The following is a 17995-nucleotide window of genomic DNA, read 5'->3' as shown; positions in this document are numbered from 1 at the left end:
AATTGTGAGTGGTTTGAGTGGGGCAATGCGGGTTAATAATGGCGGGGTAAATGGGGGGTTTTTGAGTAAAAAAATTCTTTTAATGTGGATTTAACCTCAATTTAAAGTTAAATTTTAGCAAATACTCACTATAATAAGCGTTTATTTTAAAAAGAGCGTTCAATTTTTAAGGAATAGAAATGTCATACGCAATATTCAAGCATGGCGGTAAGCAATATAAAGTCGTTGAAGGCGATATTGTTTTACTGGATAAAATGGATAAAGAGCCTAAGGCTTTAGTGGAATTAGTGGAAGTGTTAGCCGTATCCAAAGAGGGCAAGCTTTCTTTTGGGAAACCCTTTGTGAATGGGGCTAAAATTGAAGCGGAAGTGATCAATGAAGGGCGCGCTAAGAAAGTCATCACTTTCAAAAAACGCCGCCGAAAAGACAGTAAAACCAAGCGTGGTTTTAGAAGAGATTTCACTCGTGTGAGAATCACTAAAATTGTAGCATAAAGGAGTATTAAACAATGGCACACAAGAAAGGTCAAGGGAGCACGCAGAATAACAGAGATTCTGCAGGAAGACGCTTAGGCGTGAAAAAATTTGGCTCAGAGTTTGTGAGAGCAGGGAATATTATTGTGCGCCAAAGAGGCACTAAAATGCACCCCGGTAATAATGTAGGCATGGGGAAAGACCATACCTTATACGCACTTACAGATGGCGTTGTGAAGTTTGAGCATAAAGACAGAAACCGCAAAAAAGTTTCTGTGGTTAGTCAAAATTTTGGGGAATAGGGTAACCTTTAAAGGTCAATTAAACCTTTGGGTGTTCGTTAAAAGCCTATAAACGCAATAAAATATTTATAATTTAGATCTCTATCCTTTATAGAATTTGTTGTGGAGATTGGCTTATGAATAATGTTTTTGTTAAGGGTTTGTTTTTTTTTCTTTTATTGTTTGGGTTTTTTTTAAAAGCTTCAGAAAACACCACTCTTAATCCGTCCAATGTTTCTGTTGAAGAGCAAAAGCGTTTTGGAGGCGTTTTGGTTTTTGCTAGAGGCGCTGATGGCTCAAGCATGGATCCGGCCTTAGTAACTGATGGCGAAAGCTATGTGGCAACGGGCAATATTTATGACACGCTCGTGCAATTCAAATACGGCACCACAGAAATTGAACCAGCCTTAGCGACAAGCTGGGACATATCCCCAGATGGTCTTGTATATACTTTTCATTTACGCAAAGGGGTTTATTTCCACCAGACGAAGTATTGGAATAAAAAAGTAGAGTTTAGCGCTAAAGACGTGCTGTTTTCGTTTGAGCGCCAAATGGATAAGGCTAAACGATACTACAGCCCAGGGGCTAAAAGCTATAAGTATTGGGAAGGCATGGGCATGTCTCATATTATTAAGAGCATTGAAGCTTTAGATGATTACACGATCAAATTCACGCTTAATGGGCCAGAAGCCCCGTTTTTAGCGAATTTAGGCATGGATTTTTTGAGCATTTTGAGTAAGGATTACGCTGATTATTTGGCTCAAAATAATAAAAAAGACGAGTTGGCTAAAAAGCCTGTTGGGACAGGGCCTTTCAAATTCTTTTTGTGGAATAAAGATGAAAAAATCATTCTTTTAAAAAATCAAGATTATTGGGGGCCTAAAGCTTATTTAGACAAAGTGGTGGTGCGCACCATTCCTAATTCTTCCACTCGCGCCTTGGCGTTAAGAACTGGCGAAATCATGCTCATGACCGGGCCTAACCTCAATGAAGTGGAGCAGTTAGAAAAACTTCCTAATATCGTGGTGGATAAAAGCCCCGGGCTGATCGCTAATTGGCTTTCATTAAACACGCAAAAAAAGTATTTTAACAACCCTTTGGTGCGCTTGGCCATCAATCATGCGATTAATGTGGATGATTACATTAAGGTGATTTATGAAGGCTTTGCCCAAAAAATGGTCAATCCTTTCCCGCCCACCATATGGGGTTATAACTACAACATCAAACCCTATGAATACGATTTGAAAAAGGCTAAAGAGTTACTGAAAGAAGCGGGTTATCCTAACGGCTTTAAAACCACGATCTTTACCACTTCCACTCGTAACCCAAAAGGAGCGGTGTTCATACAAGCGAGCCTGGCTAAAATTGGCGTTGATGTGAAAATTGAAGTGTATGAATGGGGGGCTTATTTGAAAAGAACGGGCTTAGGAGAGCATGAAATGGCGTTTGCAGGCTGGATGGCAGACATTGCGGATCCGGATAATTTCTTATACACCTTATGGAGCAAGCAAGCCGCCTCAGCTATACCCACTCAAAATGGTTCCTTTTATAAGAGCGACGCCTTTTCCGATCTGCTCATAAAGGCTAAACGGGTTTCGGATCAAAAAGAGAGGGAAGCCCTTTATTTAAAGGCTCAAGAAATTATCCATAAAGATGCGCCCTATGTGCCTTTAGCCTACCCTTATTCAGTGGTGCCGCACTTGTCTAAAGTCAAAGGCTATAAAACGACCGGAGTGAGCGTGAATCGCTTCTTTAAAGTGTATTTAGAAAAATAAAAGGGGTTGCATGCTGAGTTTTATCATTAAGCGTATTTTGTGGGCGATCCCCACGCTGTTTGGAGTGAGCATTATCGTGTTTATGATGGTGCATTTAGTGCCAGGAGATCCGGCGTTAGTGATTTTAGGCGAAAAGGCCAATCAAGCCGCTATTGACGCTTTAAGGGAGCAATTTGGCTTGAATAAGCCCTTGATAGAGCAGTATTTTTTCTTTATCAATAATGTGTTGCATGGCAATTTTGGCGCTTCTATCATGACCGGTGAGCCTGTGATGCATGAGTTTTGGCAACGCTTCCCAGCTACGGTGGAATTAGCTTTGATCGCTTTGTTTATGGCTCTTGTTTTGGGTATTAGCGTTGGCGTGTTAGCTGCGATCAAACGCTATAGCATGTTTGATTATTCTAGCATGACTTTCGCTTTAGCCGGGATTTCTATGCCCGTGTTTTGGCTAGGGCTCATGCTGATTTATATTTTTAGCGTGCAATTAGGGTGGTTGCCTGTTTTTGGGCGTTTGAGCGATGTGTATTATTTAGATGGCCCCACAGGTCTTTATTTGATAGACAGCCTGATCGCAGGAGATTATGGGGCGTTTGTGGATACGATCAAGCACTTGATTTTGCCTAGCATTGTGTTAGCCACGGTTTCTACCGCTGTTATTGCCAGAATGACTCGCGCGAGCATGGCAGAAGTGTCTAAAGAAGATTACGTGCGCACCGCTAAAGCTAAGGGGTGCAGCTCCTTTAGGGTGATTTTTGTGCACACTTTGCGTAACGCTTTAATCCCTGTAACGACTATCGCAGGCTTGATGCTGGCCGGGCTTTTAGGGGGGAGCATGATAACTGAAACGGTTTTCTCATGGCCTGGGATTGGTAAGTGGATCGTTAATGCGCTTAACCAGCGCGATTTCCCGATTATCCAGTCCATGTCTTTGATCATCGCCATGATGTATATTGGGGCTAATCTCTTAGTGGATATTTTATACGCTTTTATTGATCCCAGAATAAGGTTGTCATAATGGAGTCTTTTAGAGAGTTTATCCAACAATTCAAAAAAAATAAGGCGGCGGTCGTTGGGGCATGGATTGTGCTTTTATTGGTAATTTGCGCGATTTTTGCGCCCCTTTTAGCCCCGCATGATCCTTATGTGCAAAACGCGCAAGATCGCCTTTTAAAGCCTATATGGGAGCATGGGGGGAATGCTAAATACCTTTTAGGCACCGATGATTTGGGGCGCGATATTTTGAGCCGCTTGATCTATGGGGCCAGGATTTCTTTAACCATAGGGATTGTGTCTATGGGGATTGCGGTCTTTTTTGGCACGATACTAGGGCTGATAGCGGGGTATTTTGGAGGGAAAACAGATGCGATTATCATGCGTATCATGGACATCATGTTCGCTTTGCCCTCTATTTTATTGATCGTGATTGTGGTCGCTGTGTTAGGGCCTTCACTCACTAACGCCATGCTCGCTATTGGGTTTGTGGGGATTCCTGGGTTCGCAAGATTGGTGCGCAGTTCCGTGCTGGGCGAAAAAGAAAAAGAATACGTGATCGCTTCTAAAATCAATGGCTCTTCGCATCTTCGTTTGATGTGCAAGGTGATTTTCCCTAATTGCATCATCCCTTTAATCGTGCAAACGACAATGGGTTTTGCTTCCACGGTTTTAGAAGCGGCTGCGCTGAGCTTCTTAGGTCTTGGGGCCCAACCTCCCAAACCTGAATGGGGAGCGATGCTGATGAACTCCATGCAATACATCGCTACCGCTCCTTGGATGCTTGTTTTCCCTGGGGTGATGATTTTTTTAACGGTCATGAGTTTTAATCTGGTAGGCGATGGCATCATGGACGCTTTAGATCCTAAACGGGCCTCTTAAAAGGAGCTTGCATGATTTTAGAAGTTAAAGATTTAAAAACTTATTTTTTCACCGATAAAGGCGTGAATAAAGCAGTAGATGGCGTGAGTTTTGGCTTGAAAAAGTCTCAAACGCTTTGCATTGTAGGGGAGAGCGGGAGCGGGAAAAGCATCACTTCGCTCTCTATTTTAGGGCTTATTGAAAAACCGGGTCAAATTGTGGGAGGGAGCATTCAATTTTTAGGGCAGGATTTGTTGCAGCTCAAAGAAAAGCAGATGCAAAAAGAAATCAGGGGTAAAAAAATTGGCATGATCTTTCAAGAGCCTATGACAAGCTTGAACCCTTCCTACACGGTGGGGTTTCAAATCAATGAAGTGTTGAAAATCCACCACCCTAACCTTAACAAAAAAGAACGCTTAGAAAGGGTGGTCTATGAATTAGAGCGCGTGGGCATCCCCCATGCAGGGGATAAATACCACGAATACCCTTTCAATCTCAGCGGAGGGCAGCGCCAAAGAGTGATGATCGCTATGGCTATGGTGTGTGAGCCTGAAATCTTGATCGCTGATGAGCCTACGACAGCGTTAGATGTAACCATTCAAGCGCAGATTTTAGAATTGATGAAAGAATTGCAACAAAAAAAAGGCACTTCTATTTTGTTTATCACCCATGATTTAGGCGTGGTGGCGCAAATCGCTGATGAAGTGGTGGTGATGTATAAAGGGCATGTGGTGGAGCAAGCGAGCGCAAAAGAGCTTTTTGCTGATCCAAGACACCCTTATACGAAAGCTCTTTTAAGCGCGATCCCTAAACCGGGCAAAGAATACCGCAAAAAACGCTTAGAAACCGTGGATGAAAATATAGATTATTTGAGTTTTCCAAAGGAGTTACGATGAAGCTCTTAGAAATTAAAGAATTGAAAAAATCCTATGCGATAGACAGGGGGTTATTCAAGCCTAAAAGAGTGATCCATGCGCTCAATGGGATCAGTTTTGAAGTGGAGCAAAATGAAGTTTTAAGCATCGTGGGGGAGAGCGGTTGCGGGAAAAGCACGACAGCCAAAATTTTAGCCGGGATTGAAAGGCAAGATAGCGGGGCGATTTATTTCAATGGCAAGCGCCATTTGCATTTTAGCAAACAGGATTGGTTTGATTACCGCAAAAAGGTGCAAATGATTTTTCAAGATCCTTATTCTAGCCTGAACCCTCGCTGGAAAGTGGGCGAGATTATCGCTGAACCCTTGCTGTTAAATTCTCACTTTTCAAAAAAAGAAATCAAAGCCAAAGTGCTAGAGATCATGCAAAAAGTAGGCTTGAAATTAGAATGGATCGATCGTTACCCTCACCAATTTTCAGGCGGTCAAAGGCAACGAATCGGCATTGCTAGGGCGCTCATTTTGCACCCTAGCGTGGTGATTTGCGATGAGCCTGTGTCTGCGCTAGACGTGTCCATTCAAGCGCAAGTGTTGAATTTGCTCTTGGATTTGCAAAAAGAAATGGGGCTGACTTATATTTTTATCAGCCATGATTTAGGGGTGGTGGAGCATATTAGCGATAAAATCATCGTGATGAATCAAGGGCAAATCGTAGAAACCGGGGATGTGGATAGCGTGATAAGCGCTCCAAAGCACCCCTATACGCAGAAATTACTCAATGCGGTGCCGCATTTGGAAAAATCCATGCAAAGATTTGCTGAATAGAAGAAAGGGTATTAAGCTGTGTTTATAGATAGCGTGGAAATCATCATCGCTTCGGGTAAGGGGGGGCCTGGAATGGTGAGTTTTAGGCGAGAAAAGTTTGTCATCAAAGGAGGCCCTGATGGGGGCGATGGAGGCGATGGAGGCGATGTGTATTTTGAAGTGGATAACAATACCGACACTTTAGCGAGTTTTAGAGGCACTAAACACCATAAGGCTAAAAACGGGGCTCCAGGAGGCACACGAAATTGTGCGGGCAAAAAGGGCGAAGACAAGATCATTATTGTGCCGCCAGGAACGCAAGTTTTTATAGGTGATGAGTTGTGGCTTGATTTGATCACGCCTAAAGAAAGGGTGTTAGCCTTAAAAGGAGGCAAGGGGGGGTTAGGGAATGCGCATTTTAAAAGCGCGACTAAACAGCAACCCACTTACGCGCAAAAAGGCTTAGAGGGGGTTGAAAAATGCGTGCGTTTGGAATTAAAGCTCATCGCTGATATAGGGTTAGTGGGCTTCCCTAATGCGGGTAAATCCACGCTCATTTCCACCATCTCTAACGCTAAGCCTAAAATCGCTAACTATGAATTTACGACTCTAGTGCCTAATTTAGGGGTTGTGAGCGTGGATGAAAAAAGCGGATTTCTAATGGCGGATATTCCTGGCATTATTGAAGGGGCTAGTCAAGGAAAAGGCTTAGGGATTAGCTTTTTAAAGCATATTGAACGCACCAAAGTTCTAGCCTTTGTTTTAGACGCTTCTAGGCTGGATTTGGGCATTAAAGAGCAATACAAACGCTTGAGATTGGAGTTGGAAAAATTTTCACCCGCTTTAGCCAATAAGCCTTTTGGGGTGTTGCTCAATAAATGCGATGTTGTAGAAAACATTGATAAGATGACTAAGGATTTTTGCGCCTTTTTAAATTTAGAAGCGCAAAAATTAGAGGCGTTTGATTTAGAGCCGTATTTGGGGTTTTTACACCCCAATTTAACCAATGATTTTGAAAATAACCCTAATGAAAAATCCGCGCTCTTTGTCTTACCCCTTTCAGCGGTTAGCACTTTTAATACGCATGCGCTTAAATTTGTGTTGTTAAAAGCGTTACCTTAAAACGCTATTTTTAAACCAATCCATTCAAATAAAGGCGAGAAATGAAAAGATTTGTTTTGTTTTTATCACTCATGGGTGTTTGCGTTTGCGTTCAAGCTTACGCCGAGCAAGATTACTTTTTTAGGGATTTTAAATCTAGAGATTTGCCCCAAAAACTCCATCTTGATAAAAAGCTCTCCCAAACAATACAGCCATGCACGCAACTTAACGCATCGAAACACTACGCTTCTACTGGGGTTAGAGAGCCTGATAAATGCACAAAGAGTTTTAAAAAATCCGCTATCATGTCCTATGACTTAGCGTTAGGTTATTTGGTGAGTAAGAATAAGCAATACGGCTTAAAAGCTATAGAAATTTTAAACGCCTGGGCTAAAGAGCTTCAAAGCGTAGACACTTATCAGAGCGAGGACAATATCAATTTTTACATGCCTTATATGAACATGGCTTATTGGTTTGTCAAAAAGGCATTCCCTAGCCCAGAATACGAAGACTTCGTTAAGCGGATGCGCCAGTATTCTCAATCAGCTCTTAACACTAACCATGGGGCGTGGGGCATTCTCTTTGATGTGAGTTCTGCGCTAGCGTTAGACGATAATGCCCTTTTGCACAATAGCGCTAATCGGTGGCAGGATTGGATATTTAAAGCCATAGATGAGAATGGGGTTATTGCTGACGCGATCACTAGGAGCGATACGAGCGATTATCATGGCGGCCCTACAAAGGGCATTAAGGGGATAGCTTATACCAATTTCGCGCTTCTTGCGTTAAGCGTATCAGGCGAATTGCTTTTTGAGAACGGGTATGATTTGTGGGGTAGTGGAGCCGGAAAAAGGCTCTCTGTGGCCTATAACAAAGTTGCAACATGGATTTTAAACCCTGAAACTTTCCCTTATTTCCAGCCTAACCTTATTGGGGTGCATAACAACGCCTATTTCATTATTTTAGCCAAGCATTATTCTAGCCCTAGCGCGGATGAGCTTTTAAAACAAGGCGATTTGCATGAAGATGGTTTTAGGCTGAAACTCCGATCGCCATGAATTTTTTTGTATTCAAGATAATAGCGATAGCCATGCACTTTAATCTTTTTATGAATGATTGAGAATGTTTGGTTCAGTCGGCATTATTTACAAAAAGAGTTTAAAATAAACGCAATTGCATCTCTTGAGTTGTCTTTAGAGTGCAAATGATTATCAAAATGAATCATTTTGGTTGTAAGCATGCTTGTTTACACTAAAATAATAAGCGTTATTGATAAGACCACATTAAAGGATAATGAATGAAAAAAATGGTTTTGGTATCGGTTTTACTAGCAGGGTTTTTGCAAGCGGTGAATTTGGATTTATCTTCGGCTAAGCTAACATGGACGGCCTTTAAAACTAAGGCTAAAACACCAGTAAATGGGAGTTTTGAAAGCATCACTTATAAACTGGGTAAATCTCAAGATAGTTTGAAAACCCTTTTAGAGGGAGCGAGCGCGAGCATGGATAGCTTGAAAGTCAATTTAGGCGATGACACTAAAAACAAAAATGTTAAAGAAGCTTTTTTCGCTCTTTTTAAAAACACTAACATCAAAGTAACCTTTAGAAATGTGATAGAAGGCGATCATGAAGGTTCTCTTACAGCTTATGTGAGGATGAATGAAAAGCTAGTGAAAGTGCCTATGCAATACACGATTGCTGAGGATAAGCTCGTGGTTAAAGGGGTCTTGGATTTGTTGAATTTTGGCTTGAAAAACGAATTAGCGAGCTTGGCCAAACGATGCGAAAGCTTTCATGAGGGCTTGACTTGGTCGCAGGTGGAAATCCAATTTGAAAGCATGATTAAGGGATAATTTAAACTCATGGAGTTGTTGCACAGCATTAATGATTTTAATGAAGCCAAGCAGGTGATCGCTGGGGGGGTCAATTCGCCTGTGAGGGCGTTTAAGAGCGTTAAAGGCACTCCCCCCTTTATTTTAAAAGGTAAGGGGGCGTATCTTTATGATGTGGATAACAACCATTATATAGATTTTGTGCAAAGCTGGGGGCCTTTGATTTTTGGGCATGCTGATGAAGAGATTGAAGAAAATATTATTAATGCATTAAAAAAAGGCACTTCTTTTGGCGCTCCCACAGAGTTAGAAACCACTTTAGCTAAGGAAATCATTTCTTGTTATGAAGGCTTAGATAAGGTGCGTTTAGTGAGTAGCGGCACGGAAGCGACCATGAGCGCGATACGACTCGCTAGAGCTTTTAGCCAAAAAGACGATTTGATCAAGTTTGAAGGGTGCTACCATGGGCATAGCGACTCTTTATTGGTGAAAGCGGGTAGTGGGTGTGCTACTTTTGGATCTCCTTCTTCTTTAGGCGTGCCGAACGATTTTAGCCAACACACTCTAGTGGCTCGTTATAACGACTTGAACTCCACAGAAGAATGCTTTAAAAAAGGCGATGTGGGTTGCGTCATCATTGAACCCATTGCTGGGAATATGGGGTTAGTGCCGGCTCAAAAAGAGTTTTTATTGGGGTTAAAGGCTTTGTGTGAAAAATACCAAGCGGTGCTGATTTTAGATGAAGTGATGAGCGGGTTTAGAGCGAGTTTGAGCGGTTCGCAAGAATTTTATGGCGTCGTGCCGGATTTGGTAACCTTTGGTAAGGTGATAGGTGCAGGGCTTCCTTTAGCGTGTTTTGGGGGGCGTGCGGAAATTATGGACTTGCTTTCACCCATTGGAGGCGTGTATCAAGCAGGCACTTTAAGCGGTAACCCTCTAGCGGTGTGTGCGGGGTTGAGTGCACTTTATAAAATCAAAAGAGACAAAACCCTTTATGCTCGCTTAAACGCTTTAGCCGTTCGTTTGACTCAAGGCTTAAAAAAGAGTGCTCAAAGCTACAACATCGCTTTAGAGACGCTCAACAGAGGGAGCATGTTTGGCTTTTTCTTTAACGAAAATGCGGTGTGCGATTTTGATGACGCTTTAAAAAGCGATACGGAAATGTTTGCAAAATTCCACCAAAAAATGCTCTTTAAAGGCGTGTATTTGGCATGTTCAAGCTTTGAAACCGGCTTTATTTGTGAGCCTATGACTGAAGAGATGATTGATTTAACGATCGCAAAAGCCGATGAAAGTTTTGATGAAATCATAAAAGGTGTGTGAATTTTTTGAAAAAGCCAAAGTATTATAAATTCATAGAGGGGGCGAATTATTTGAGCTTGGGGCTTTCTATGGTGGTAGCGATCCTTATGGGCGTGGCTATAGGCTATGGGCTTAAAAAGCTCACTCACATTTCGTGGCTTTTTTGGCTTGGGGTTATCTGGGGCGTGTTAGCGAGCTTTCTCAATGTCTATAAGGCTTATAAAAACATGCAAAAAGACTATGAAGAACTAGCCAAAGACCCTAAATACACACAAAATAAAACAAAATAAATCCAATCAAATCCCATGTGCCAAATCCAATGCTTGCTTATTTTACTTTTTATCAATATAGTTAGTGCGATTACCGTTTATTTTTTCCAAGCGTTTCAAGGGGTTTTGAATTTTGAAGGGGGGTTTTTAGGGTTTTTTATCGTGGCGTTGTCTTCGTATTACGGCGTTAAAAAGCGTTTGGATTTAAGGAAACAAAATGGAGAAAAAGACGAAAAGCAAAAATTCCAAAAATTCGCCCTGGGCTTGGAAATGTCTTTCAATGTGTGGCGTTTAGGGGGGTATGGGGTTTTATTAGGCATTTTAGGAACGCTTTTATTCTTGCATCTTTTTAACGGATTGTCGTTTCTTATTGGCGTGTTTGTGAGCTCACTCTCTAGCGCGTTATTACGATTCTTAAACAATAATGGTAAGTTTTGACACAAATGCATGCGGATTTTAACCCCTTTAACCCTCTTTTAATTTTTAATCCTATACAATAAAAACAAAAATGGGAGTGGATCTTGAAAACAAAAAATCCCGCTAAAAGAATCCTAAAAACCGCCGTGATTCAAATGCAATCCAAACCCTACGCCTTAAATGAAAACCTGCAATTAGCGCTCAACCTAGCCAAAGAAGCCCACAACAAAGGTGCGAATCTCATTGTTTTACCGGAATTGTTTGATAGCGGTTATTGTGTGAATGATAAGGATGCGGATTTTGGGTTGGATTTTAAAGCGATAGAGCGTGGCGAGGAAACGCTAAAAAGCGAGTCGTTGAGCGCGTTAAGCGATTTTGCAAAATCTAATAAAGTGCATCTAGTGGCATGCAGCATTGAAAAAACCAATCAAAAACTCTACGACAGTGCTTATATCATTTCACCAAAAGGAAAAATCGTTGGAAAACACCGCAAGATTTATTTGTGGGGCGATGAAAAATCGCGCTTCAAAAGGGGTAAAAAATACGAGGTTTTTACGCTGGATTTTGGGGATTTTAGCGCGAAAGTGGGTTTGCAAATTTGCTATGAAATCGGCTTTGGCGTGGGTGCGAATCTGTTAGCGTTACAAGGAGCAGAGGTTTTAATCTATCCTAGTGCATTTGGCAAAGCTAGGGCTTATAATTGGGATTTATTGAGCAGGGCTAGAGCGTTAGAAAATGGCTGTTTTGTGTGTGCGTGCAATCATAGTGGGGAAGAAACTAACGCTCAATTAAAACAAACGCTAGAGTTTGCCGGCGATTCAAGAATCATTGCGCCCAATGGGAAAATCATCGCACAAGCCACTAAACTCAATGAGGTCATTATCGCTGAAATGGATTTGAACGAAGTGGCACTACAACGCCAAAAAATCCCTTATTTACAAGATTTTGACACCAAACTCACCAAAAAGGGGTTTGGAAAACTCACTTAAAAAGGAGCGATTATGGCAAAAGAAATTTTAGTGGCTTATGGCGTGGATATTGATGCGGTGGCTGGTTGGTTAGGGAGCTATGGTGGGGAGGATTCGCCTGATGATATTTCGCGCGGGCTTTTTGCGGGTGAAGTGGGGATCCCACGGCTTTTGAAATTGTTTAAAAAATACCATCTCCCTGCGACTTGGTTCGCACCGGGGCATTCTATTGAAACTTTTCCTGAACAAATGAAAATGATCGTGGATGCAGGGCATGAAGTGGGCGCGCATGGGTATTCGCATGAAAACCCTATCGCTATGACGGCCAAGCAAGAAGAAGACGTTTTGTTAAAAAGCGTTGAATTGATTAAAGATCTCACCGGCAAAGCCCCCACAGGCTATGTGGCGCCGTGGTGGGAGTTTTCTAATATCACTAATGAATTGCTTTTAAAACACGGCTTCAAATACGACCACTCGCTCATGCACAATGATTTCACACCCTATTTCGTGCGCGTGGGGGATAGTTGGAGCAAGATTGATTATAGTTTGGAGGCTAAGGATTGGATGAAGCCTTTAATCCGTGGGGTTGAGACAGATTTAGTGGAAATCCCTGCGAACTGGTATTTGGACGATTTACCGCCGATGATGTTTATCAAAAAATCCCCCAATAGCTTTGGTTTTGTAAGCCCGCACGATATAGGGCAAATGTGGATCGATCAATTTGATTGGGTTTATCGTGAGATGGATTATGCGGTGTTTAGCATGACAATCCACCCTGATGTGAGCGGACGCCCGCAAGTGTTGCTCATGCATGAAAAAATCATTGAGCATATCAACAAGCATAAGGGCGTGCGTTGGGTAACATTCAATGAAATCGCTGATGATTTCTTAAAACGAAACCCTAGAAAAAAATAGCGATAACGCTAAAGGGTTTTTGGCGTTTGATTAAGAGGTTGAAAGATGTGCGTTTTATGCGGGGAGCTTATCAGTTCTTTTCATTGGACCGATGGGAGTAATGAAAATTATGGGAGCGATGAAAATTTGAGAGAGCCAAATGCGCTTATTAGCGCGAATGAAAACGCTAGGGAACGCAAAAGAGCACGGCTCAAACGAGTAAGATTACTCAATCAAATCCTAGCGTTTTATGGGCTAAAAATTAATGATTGGCAAGGCGCGAAGTTTGTGCTGTGCGATCAAAAAGGGCAGAGCGTGATCGTGAATGATTTAGGCGATTTGTGGGATAAGGCGCAAAATTTAGCCAAAAAAAAGATGGACGCTCTAGATTCTAATCTGTTAGCGTTTTTAAATCAAAATACACAAGCCGCTCACTGATGCCCAAAATCCCTATCACGCTCATCACAGGTTTTTTAGGTAGCGGTAAAACGAGTTTTTTAAGCGAATATTTAAACCAAACAGATCACCAAGGCGTTGCCCTTATTGTCAATGAAATCGGTCAAGCCGCTTTGGATCAGCGCATCTTAAGCGTTCAATATTGCGGTGAAAAAATGCTCTATCTTAACGCAGGGTGCGTGTGTTGCAACAAACGCTTAGATTTAGTGGAGTCTCTAAAAGCCACGCTCAACAACTATGAATGGCGCGGCGAAATTCTAAAGCGCATCATCATTGAAACCACCGGTTTAGCCAACCCGGCACCGATTTTATGGACGATTTTGAGCGACACTTTTTTAGGGGTGCATTTTGAGATTCAAAGCGTGGTGGCTTGCGTGGATGCATTGAATGCTAAAACGCATTTAACAAACAACGAAGCTAAAGAGCAAATCGTTTTTGCTGATAGCGTTTTATTGACCAAAACGGATTTGCAAAATGACAGCGTGGCTTTAATAAAATTAAAAGAGCGGATACAAGCCCTTAACCCTAGCGCAGAAATTTTTGACAAGAAAAATATAGATTACGAAAGCTTTTTTTCACGCAAAAATAGGGCACGAAATTTTATGCCAAGAATGCCAAAAGATTCGCACTCGCAAGGCTTTGAGACTTTAAGCATCAGGTTTGAAGGCGCGATGGAGTGGAGCGCGTTTGGGATTTGGCTGAGTTTGTTGTTGCATCAATACGGCACGCAGATTTTACGCATAAAGGGGATTATTGATATTGGAAGCGATCTTTTAGTGAGTGTTAACGGCGTGATGCATGTCATTTACCCGCCCAAGCACATTTTAAAGGATCAAAACGGCTCTAATCTCGTTTTTATCATGCGCCATTTAGAGCGTGAAAAAATCTTAAATTCCTTAAAAGGTTTTAAAAATTTGCTCGGTATCAAGGGTTTTGAAACCCCATAATTTTTCTATTTATTGGTAGCTGTTTGCATTTTAATAGGGAAAAGAACGATGAAGCTTAAAACCAAACACACCCCACAAATAACAAAAATCAAAACATAGCCCAAATCCCCCAAAAAGATCGTAAAAAGATACGAGAAAAGCGCTTGAAAAATACCAAAAGAAAACACCACCCACGAAGACGCTTGAGCGAAATGCTTCGCGCCTGCAATTTTTAAAGCCATCATGCTGAATAAATTGATATTAGCGGTTGTGGCCGCTCCCATTATAAAGATGCTTAAATTGAGTAAAGAAATTTGGTGGAAAAAAATGGGTAAAAAGCATGCGATAGATTTTAAAATGAGGATAAAGATATTGGCGTTTTTAGCCCCTAGCTTTTGAGCCATGGGACCGCTGATTAAAGAGCCAAGCGTAGCGCCAAAGCCAAAAAACGCCCACGAAGTTCCAGCGATAGTGGGGGAGATATTTAAATGACGGATCAAATAATCCACCCAAAAAAGCGTGTGCGGTAAAAAACCAATCGCATTGAGCGCGCAAGAAATGAGCAATAACCACAAATGAAAGGGGATTTTAAACGCGCTTTCTTCTTTTTTAACGGATTTTTTCCTTAAAGAACGGGTTTTTAACCCCACTAAGGAAAGGATAAAGGCTATCAAACAACTGCCCCCTAAAAAAATCCACGCCCATTTGATATTATAAGAGCTGATCCAAGGCAGAACAAACCCGCTAAAAACAGATCCAATGCCTACAGCGCTAAAAATAAGCCCTCCCACTAAGGCTTTTTTATGTTCTTTGACATAGGGCAAAGAGAGAGGAGCGACTAAAATCATTAACGCGCTACTAGCCACACCGGCGATAAAACGCCAGATCCAAAGCCAAAAGAAAGGGATACTATCAAAATAACAGACTAAAAAACTCAAAGCGATTAAGCCAAAACTGATTTTAGCGATGCTTTCTAATGACATTAACGGGCTTAAAAATTGGATTAAAAAACTCCCAAAAACATAGCCCATTAGCACCGCAATACCCAGTTGGAAGCTTTGGTGTGGGGTTAAACTCCCTGATAAAATGAGTAGGGGGATTAAAACCACATAGCCAAAACGAGCCAAGCCGTTAGACACAAAAACCCCTAAAAAGCAAACAAACACGCGCATTTTGATCCTTAATACATGACAAGTTATAAAAAGATCTTGTATTATATTGAAACTTGTTAATTGATAGTGCATAATGGGAGCGAGATGAGAATAAATTTAAGGAGCGTTCATGCTATTTAGTGAGCGCGCGTATCATTAAAGAGGTCTCACGATTGAATGAAAAAGAGTTGGTTATTAGCGTTACAGAGCTTGTGTCTAAAGCGCTTCATAAAAACAAGGCTTCTACTAGAATAAGGCTTCTTTGCGGTGGTTTTCATTGCTGCAAACAGACGCTAATAACTATGGGCTAGGCTTAAAGGAGAGAATCACTGAGAAAAAGTAGAATTGAACGCTTAAGTTATTTTTTATAGCGGTTTAGAGTTAACTGCGATTGTTACGTTCTTTTTAGGCGTTATGGGTAGTTTATAAAACAACTCGCTATGACTGCCTAACCTTAACAAAACAAGCTCATCATCTTTCACTAAATACACAAGCAAAATGTCGGCTTTGATGTGGCATTCCCTAAAAGGTTTCCACTTGCCTTTTAGGGCATGATCTTGAAATTGTGGATCTAGCGGTTCTTTTTTTCTTAAGGTTAGAATGACTTTGTTCAAAACGCTATCATCAAACCCATTCAAAAGCAATTTATCAAAATCTTTTTGAAAAGATTTTTTAAGATTAAGCTTCAACACCTAAAGCCTTTTTTCTCTCATTGCTATAACTAGAAAAATCCTCAACGAATAAATCTGTCTCTTTGTTATACACATCTCTCATGGCTTATTGCGTTTTAAGGTTTGGTGTTTCATGCCCCAAACAACAATCATTAGCTCTTTTATTGATCTCTTGTAAGATTTTGTTCAACTCTTCTGACTTATTTTTAAAACCTTTATCTTTTTTCTCTAGCTCTTTAGCCATTTTTTTTTCAAGATACGCCCTATCTCTTTTTAGCTTTTCTATTTCTTGTTCTTTTTTATTCATGAGATTAAAAAGCTGTCTTTGGCTGTATTTTGTGTAATCTTTGTTGGTGGTGTTTGGCATGTTTATCCCTTTTTTTAAAAATACCAATTCATTATAGCGCAAGCGATAGAGTGGGAAAAGCTAGAAAAATCAAAACTTAAAGATTAAAAAGCGGATTGAAAAATCAGTGAAAAGATCAAAAGATCTGTTAGTAAAAAATTTTAAAAAAGTTTAAAAAAATAAAAGTTTGTGAGTGAAAAATAATCGTTTTAGATTTGATTTTATAATAAAACGCATTTTATTGAGTTTTATTTTATTTTTTTAAAGAGATAGGAAGTATTTTGGAATAACTATCCCCCTTTTACCCCACTAAACCCCCCTAAAGAAGCGCTTTTTTAAAAACTATCGCTTAAATTAGCGTCAAGTTTTCCACTAAATAATCATCAAAAACGCTAAAAAGGATTTTTTCATTTTTAAAATTATCGCTTGCTTTTGGCAAGCTCTTTGATTGTTGGTTGTAAAAAACGCCTTTGAATGTTTTTTATGATTAGCGTTTGAAAATAAAAACTTTGTTTTTAAAAAATTAAAAAGAATTAAAAGATCAGTGAAAAGAAAAAGATTAAACCCCCAAAAAGGGAGTTTAAAAAAGAAATCCTTAAAAAGGGAGTTTAAGAAAGGGTTCAAAAGAAAAAAGACTTTCATTAAACCCCCCAAACAAGAAAGAGTTTAAGAGAGGGTTCAAAAAAACAAAGGGTTTAAATAAGAAATCTCCAAAAAAGAGGGTTCAAAAGAAAAAGGATTTTTCATCAAAATCCCCCCAAAAAGAAAGAGAGTTCAAAAAAGAGAGTTCAAAAACAAAGAATTTAAAACAAAGAGTTCAAATGAAACCCCCTAAAAAAAGAGAGTTTCACAAAGGGTTCAAAAGAAAAAAGATTTTTCATTAAAATCCCCCCAAAAAGAAAGAGGGTTCAAAAGAAAAAGGATTTTTCATCAAACTCCCCAAAAAAATAAAGAGTTCAAAAAGAAACCCCTTAAAAAGAAGCCCCCTAAAAAAAGGGAATTTAAGAGAAAGGGTTCAAAAAAGAGAATTTAAAACCCCCAAAAAAAGATAATTTAAAATAAAGGGTTCAAAACAAAGGGTTTTAAAAAAGAGAGTTTAAAACCCCCAAAAAAGGAGTTTCAAAAAAAGAGTTTCACAAAGAGCTAAACATCAATAAGCGAACACATAATTCAAATACACGCTATAGAGCCTTCTGTATTTGAGTTCAGCCCCCATGAAGGAATAGTAGTTCGTGTTGATGGTGGGGATTTTAAGCCCTAGTTCAATCCCGTGTTGCGCCACATGATCGCTGTCTTTTTTCTTAGGTCTGGCTAAATTCATTCTCACTCCCATGTTGAATAAGAATTGGAAGTTCGCCACATTCATTTTAGCGTTATAGACGTTATTCACGGTGGCTAAATTCACATACTCAGAGTTAAGCCAAGAAGTGCCCGCTAACGCGATCCCGCCAAAAAGCCCTACAGAAAGCTTGTTGTTTTTGCCTAAAAAGTTAGTGGCTTTATCGTTGATGAAGTTATAGAGAGCGTCCGCCCCAAAACCATAAGTCCACACATCCGAAGCCGAGTTGAAAAAGCTGGATTTGATAAACGCATGGTTGTAATCAA

At 40.5% G+C, this 17995-nt stretch carries 20 protein-coding genes and 1 pseudogene; 17 read left to right on the top strand and 4 right to left on the bottom strand.

The window, feature by feature from the left end:
* The first annotated feature begins 179 nt into the window (after nt 1-179).
* The 17 genes from rplU (at nt 180) to EAL44_RS05725 (ending at nt 14243) form a co-directional block, all read left to right on the top strand.
* Nucleotides 180-494, top strand: a complete 315-nt coding sequence (gene rplU / locus EAL44_RS05805; protein ID WP_101004525.1) for a 50S ribosomal protein L21 — start codon at nt 180-182, stop codon at nt 492-494.
* Between the two features lie 14 nt (nt 495-508).
* Entirely contained in the window at nt 509-775 is a 267-nt protein-coding gene (gene rpmA, locus EAL44_RS05800; RefSeq protein WP_033744743.1) for a 50S ribosomal protein L27, read from the top strand.
* Nucleotides 776-891: 116 nt separating this feature from the next.
* Entirely contained in the window at nt 892-2529 is a 1638-nt protein-coding gene (locus tag EAL44_RS05795) for an ABC transporter substrate-binding protein (RefSeq protein ID WP_121075731.1), read from the top strand.
* A 10-nt stretch (nt 2530-2539) separates the two neighbouring features.
* Nucleotides 2540-3544, top strand: coding sequence for an ABC transporter permease (locus EAL44_RS05790; RefSeq protein ID WP_121075728.1), 1005 nt, complete (start codon nt 2540-2542; stop codon nt 3542-3544).
* The gene (locus EAL44_RS05785) at nt 3544-4401 is read left to right on the top strand and encodes an ABC transporter permease (RefSeq protein ID WP_000443357.1); all 858 of its coding nucleotides are present in this window, start codon (nt 3544-3546) and stop codon (nt 4399-4401) included. Before EAL44_RS05790 ends, EAL44_RS05785 begins: the two co-directional genes overlap by 1 nt.
* An 11-nt stretch (nt 4402-4412) precedes the next feature.
* Nucleotides 4413-5276 (top strand): ABC transporter ATP-binding protein, encoded by an 864-nt coding sequence (locus EAL44_RS05780; RefSeq protein WP_000599881.1) that lies wholly within the window; start codon nt 4413-4415, stop codon nt 5274-5276.
* On the top strand, nt 5273-6079 hold the full coding sequence (locus EAL44_RS05775; protein WP_000770466.1) for an ABC transporter ATP-binding protein: 807 nt from the start codon (nt 5273-5275) through the stop codon (nt 6077-6079). The genes EAL44_RS05780 and EAL44_RS05775 overlap by 4 nt, the downstream gene beginning before the upstream one ends.
* Before the next feature lie 18 nt (nt 6080-6097).
* On the top strand, nt 6098-7180 hold the full coding sequence (gene obgE, locus EAL44_RS05770) for a GTPase ObgE (protein WP_121075725.1): 1083 nt from the start codon (nt 6098-6100) through the stop codon (nt 7178-7180).
* Nucleotides 7181-7221: 41 nt separating this feature from the next.
* Nucleotides 7222-8217, top strand: a complete 996-nt coding sequence (locus EAL44_RS05765) for an alginate lyase family protein (protein WP_121075722.1) — start codon at nt 7222-7224, stop codon at nt 8215-8217.
* A gap of 239 nt (nt 8218-8456) precedes the next feature.
* Nucleotides 8457-9011 carry a YceI family protein gene (locus EAL44_RS05760; RefSeq protein ID WP_000738958.1) on the top strand — a complete coding sequence of 185 codons (555 nt, stop codon included), beginning with the start codon at nt 8457-8459 and terminating at the stop codon, nt 9009-9011.
* Between the two features lie 9 nt (nt 9012-9020).
* Complete coding sequence (gene hemL / locus EAL44_RS05755) at nt 9021-10313, top strand: glutamate-1-semialdehyde 2,1-aminomutase (RefSeq protein ID WP_121075719.1); 1293 nt, start codon at nt 9021-9023, stop codon at nt 10311-10313.
* A gap of 5 nt (nt 10314-10318) precedes the next feature.
* The gene (locus EAL44_RS05750) at nt 10319-10582 is read left to right on the top strand and encodes an AtpZ/AtpI family protein (protein ID WP_000743087.1); all 264 of its coding nucleotides are present in this window, start codon (nt 10319-10321) and stop codon (nt 10580-10582) included.
* Nucleotides 10583-10597: 15 nt separating this feature from the next.
* Nucleotides 10598-10999: a hypothetical protein gene (locus tag EAL44_RS05745; protein WP_120910912.1), complete on the top strand. Its 402-nt coding sequence runs from the start codon at nt 10598-10600 to the stop codon at nt 10997-10999.
* Between the two features lie 83 nt (nt 11000-11082).
* Nucleotides 11083-11967: a carbon-nitrogen hydrolase family protein gene (locus EAL44_RS05740; protein WP_121075716.1), complete on the top strand. Its 885-nt coding sequence runs from the start codon at nt 11083-11085 to the stop codon at nt 11965-11967.
* A gap of 12 nt (nt 11968-11979) precedes the next feature.
* A complete protein-coding gene (locus tag EAL44_RS05735) occupies nt 11980-12861 on the top strand; it encodes a polysaccharide deacetylase family protein (protein WP_121075713.1) in 882 nt (293 codons plus the stop codon).
* Between the two features lie 45 nt (nt 12862-12906).
* Nucleotides 12907-13278, top strand: a complete 372-nt coding sequence (locus EAL44_RS05730) for a hypothetical protein (protein ID WP_121075710.1) — start codon at nt 12907-12909, stop codon at nt 13276-13278.
* Complete coding sequence (locus EAL44_RS05725; protein WP_121075707.1) at nt 13278-14243, top strand: CobW family GTP-binding protein; 966 nt, start codon at nt 13278-13280, stop codon at nt 14241-14243. Before EAL44_RS05730 ends, EAL44_RS05725 begins: the two co-directional genes overlap by 1 nt.
* Before the next feature lie 5 nt (nt 14244-14248).
* Here the strand turns inward: EAL44_RS05725 and EAL44_RS05720 are convergent, their stop codons facing one another.
* The 4 genes and pseudogenes from EAL44_RS05720 to EAL44_RS05700 all read right to left on the bottom strand — a co-directional run.
* Nucleotides 14249-15394 (bottom strand): YbfB/YjiJ family MFS transporter, encoded by a 1146-nt coding sequence (locus EAL44_RS05720; RefSeq protein WP_001263617.1) that lies wholly within the window; start codon nt 15392-15394, stop codon nt 14249-14251.
* 344 nt (nt 15395-15738) lie between these two features.
* A complete protein-coding gene (locus tag EAL44_RS05715) occupies nt 15739-16065 on the bottom strand; it encodes a type II toxin-antitoxin system RelE/ParE family toxin (RefSeq protein ID WP_121075704.1) in 327 nt (108 codons plus the stop codon).
* Nucleotides 16052-16411: pseudogene (locus EAL44_RS05710) on the bottom strand (hypothetical protein). The gene EAL44_RS05715 and the pseudogene EAL44_RS05710 overlap by 14 nt, the downstream one beginning before the upstream one ends.
* 1129 nt (nt 16412-17540) lie before the next feature.
* Nucleotides 17541-17995, bottom strand: a 455-nt coding sequence (locus EAL44_RS05700; protein WP_162970375.1) for an outer membrane protein, incomplete at its 5' end; no start/stop codon positions are given.

The sequence above is a fragment of the Helicobacter pylori genome (genome assembly GCF_003637685.1).
GTDB classification, from domain to species: Bacteria; Campylobacterota; Campylobacteria; order Campylobacterales; family Helicobacteraceae; genus Helicobacter; species Helicobacter pylori_CJ.
Note: the sequence above shows the minus strand (reverse complement) of the source record. Positions and strands in the feature narration are given on the sequence as shown.

Bases quoted from the DNA above. Each gene is read 5' to 3' on its own strand.
- rplU (WP_101004525.1), top strand. From the start codon at position 180: ATGTCATACGCAATATTCAAGCATGGCGGTAAGCAATATAAAGTCGTT.
- rpmA (WP_033744743.1), top strand. From the start codon at position 509: ATGGCACACAAGAAAGGTCAAGGGAGCACGCAGAATAACAGAGATTCT.
- EAL44_RS05795 (WP_121075731.1), top strand. From the start codon at position 892: ATGAATAATGTTTTTGTTAAGGGTTTGTTTTTTTTTCTTTTATTGTTT.
- EAL44_RS05790 (WP_121075728.1), top strand. From the start codon at position 2,540: ATGCTGAGTTTTATCATTAAGCGTATTTTGTGGGCGATCCCCACGCTG.
- EAL44_RS05785 (WP_000443357.1), top strand. From the start codon at position 3,544: ATGGAGTCTTTTAGAGAGTTTATCCAACAATTCAAAAAAAATAAGGCG.
- EAL44_RS05780 (WP_000599881.1), top strand. From the start codon at position 4,413: ATGATTTTAGAAGTTAAAGATTTAAAAACTTATTTTTTCACCGATAAA.
- EAL44_RS05775 (WP_000770466.1), top strand. From the start codon at position 5,273: ATGAAGCTCTTAGAAATTAAAGAATTGAAAAAATCCTATGCGATAGAC.
- EAL44_RS05765 (WP_121075722.1), top strand. From the start codon at position 7,222: ATGAAAAGATTTGTTTTGTTTTTATCACTCATGGGTGTTTGCGTTTGC.
- EAL44_RS05760 (WP_000738958.1), top strand. From the start codon at position 8,457: ATGAAAAAAATGGTTTTGGTATCGGTTTTACTAGCAGGGTTTTTGCAA.
- hemL (WP_121075719.1), top strand. From the start codon at position 9,021: ATGGAGTTGTTGCACAGCATTAATGATTTTAATGAAGCCAAGCAGGTG.
- EAL44_RS05745 (WP_120910912.1), top strand. From the start codon at position 10,598: ATGTGCCAAATCCAATGCTTGCTTATTTTACTTTTTATCAATATAGTT.
- EAL44_RS05735 (WP_121075713.1), top strand. From the start codon at position 11,980: ATGGCAAAAGAAATTTTAGTGGCTTATGGCGTGGATATTGATGCGGTG.
- EAL44_RS05730 (WP_121075710.1), top strand. From the start codon at position 12,907: ATGTGCGTTTTATGCGGGGAGCTTATCAGTTCTTTTCATTGGACCGAT.
- EAL44_RS05725 (WP_121075707.1), top strand. From the start codon at position 13,278: ATGCCCAAAATCCCTATCACGCTCATCACAGGTTTTTTAGGTAGCGGT.
- EAL44_RS05720 (WP_001263617.1), bottom strand. From the start codon at position 15,394: ATGCGCGTGTTTGTTTGCTTTTTAGGGGTTTTTGTGTCTAACGGCTTG.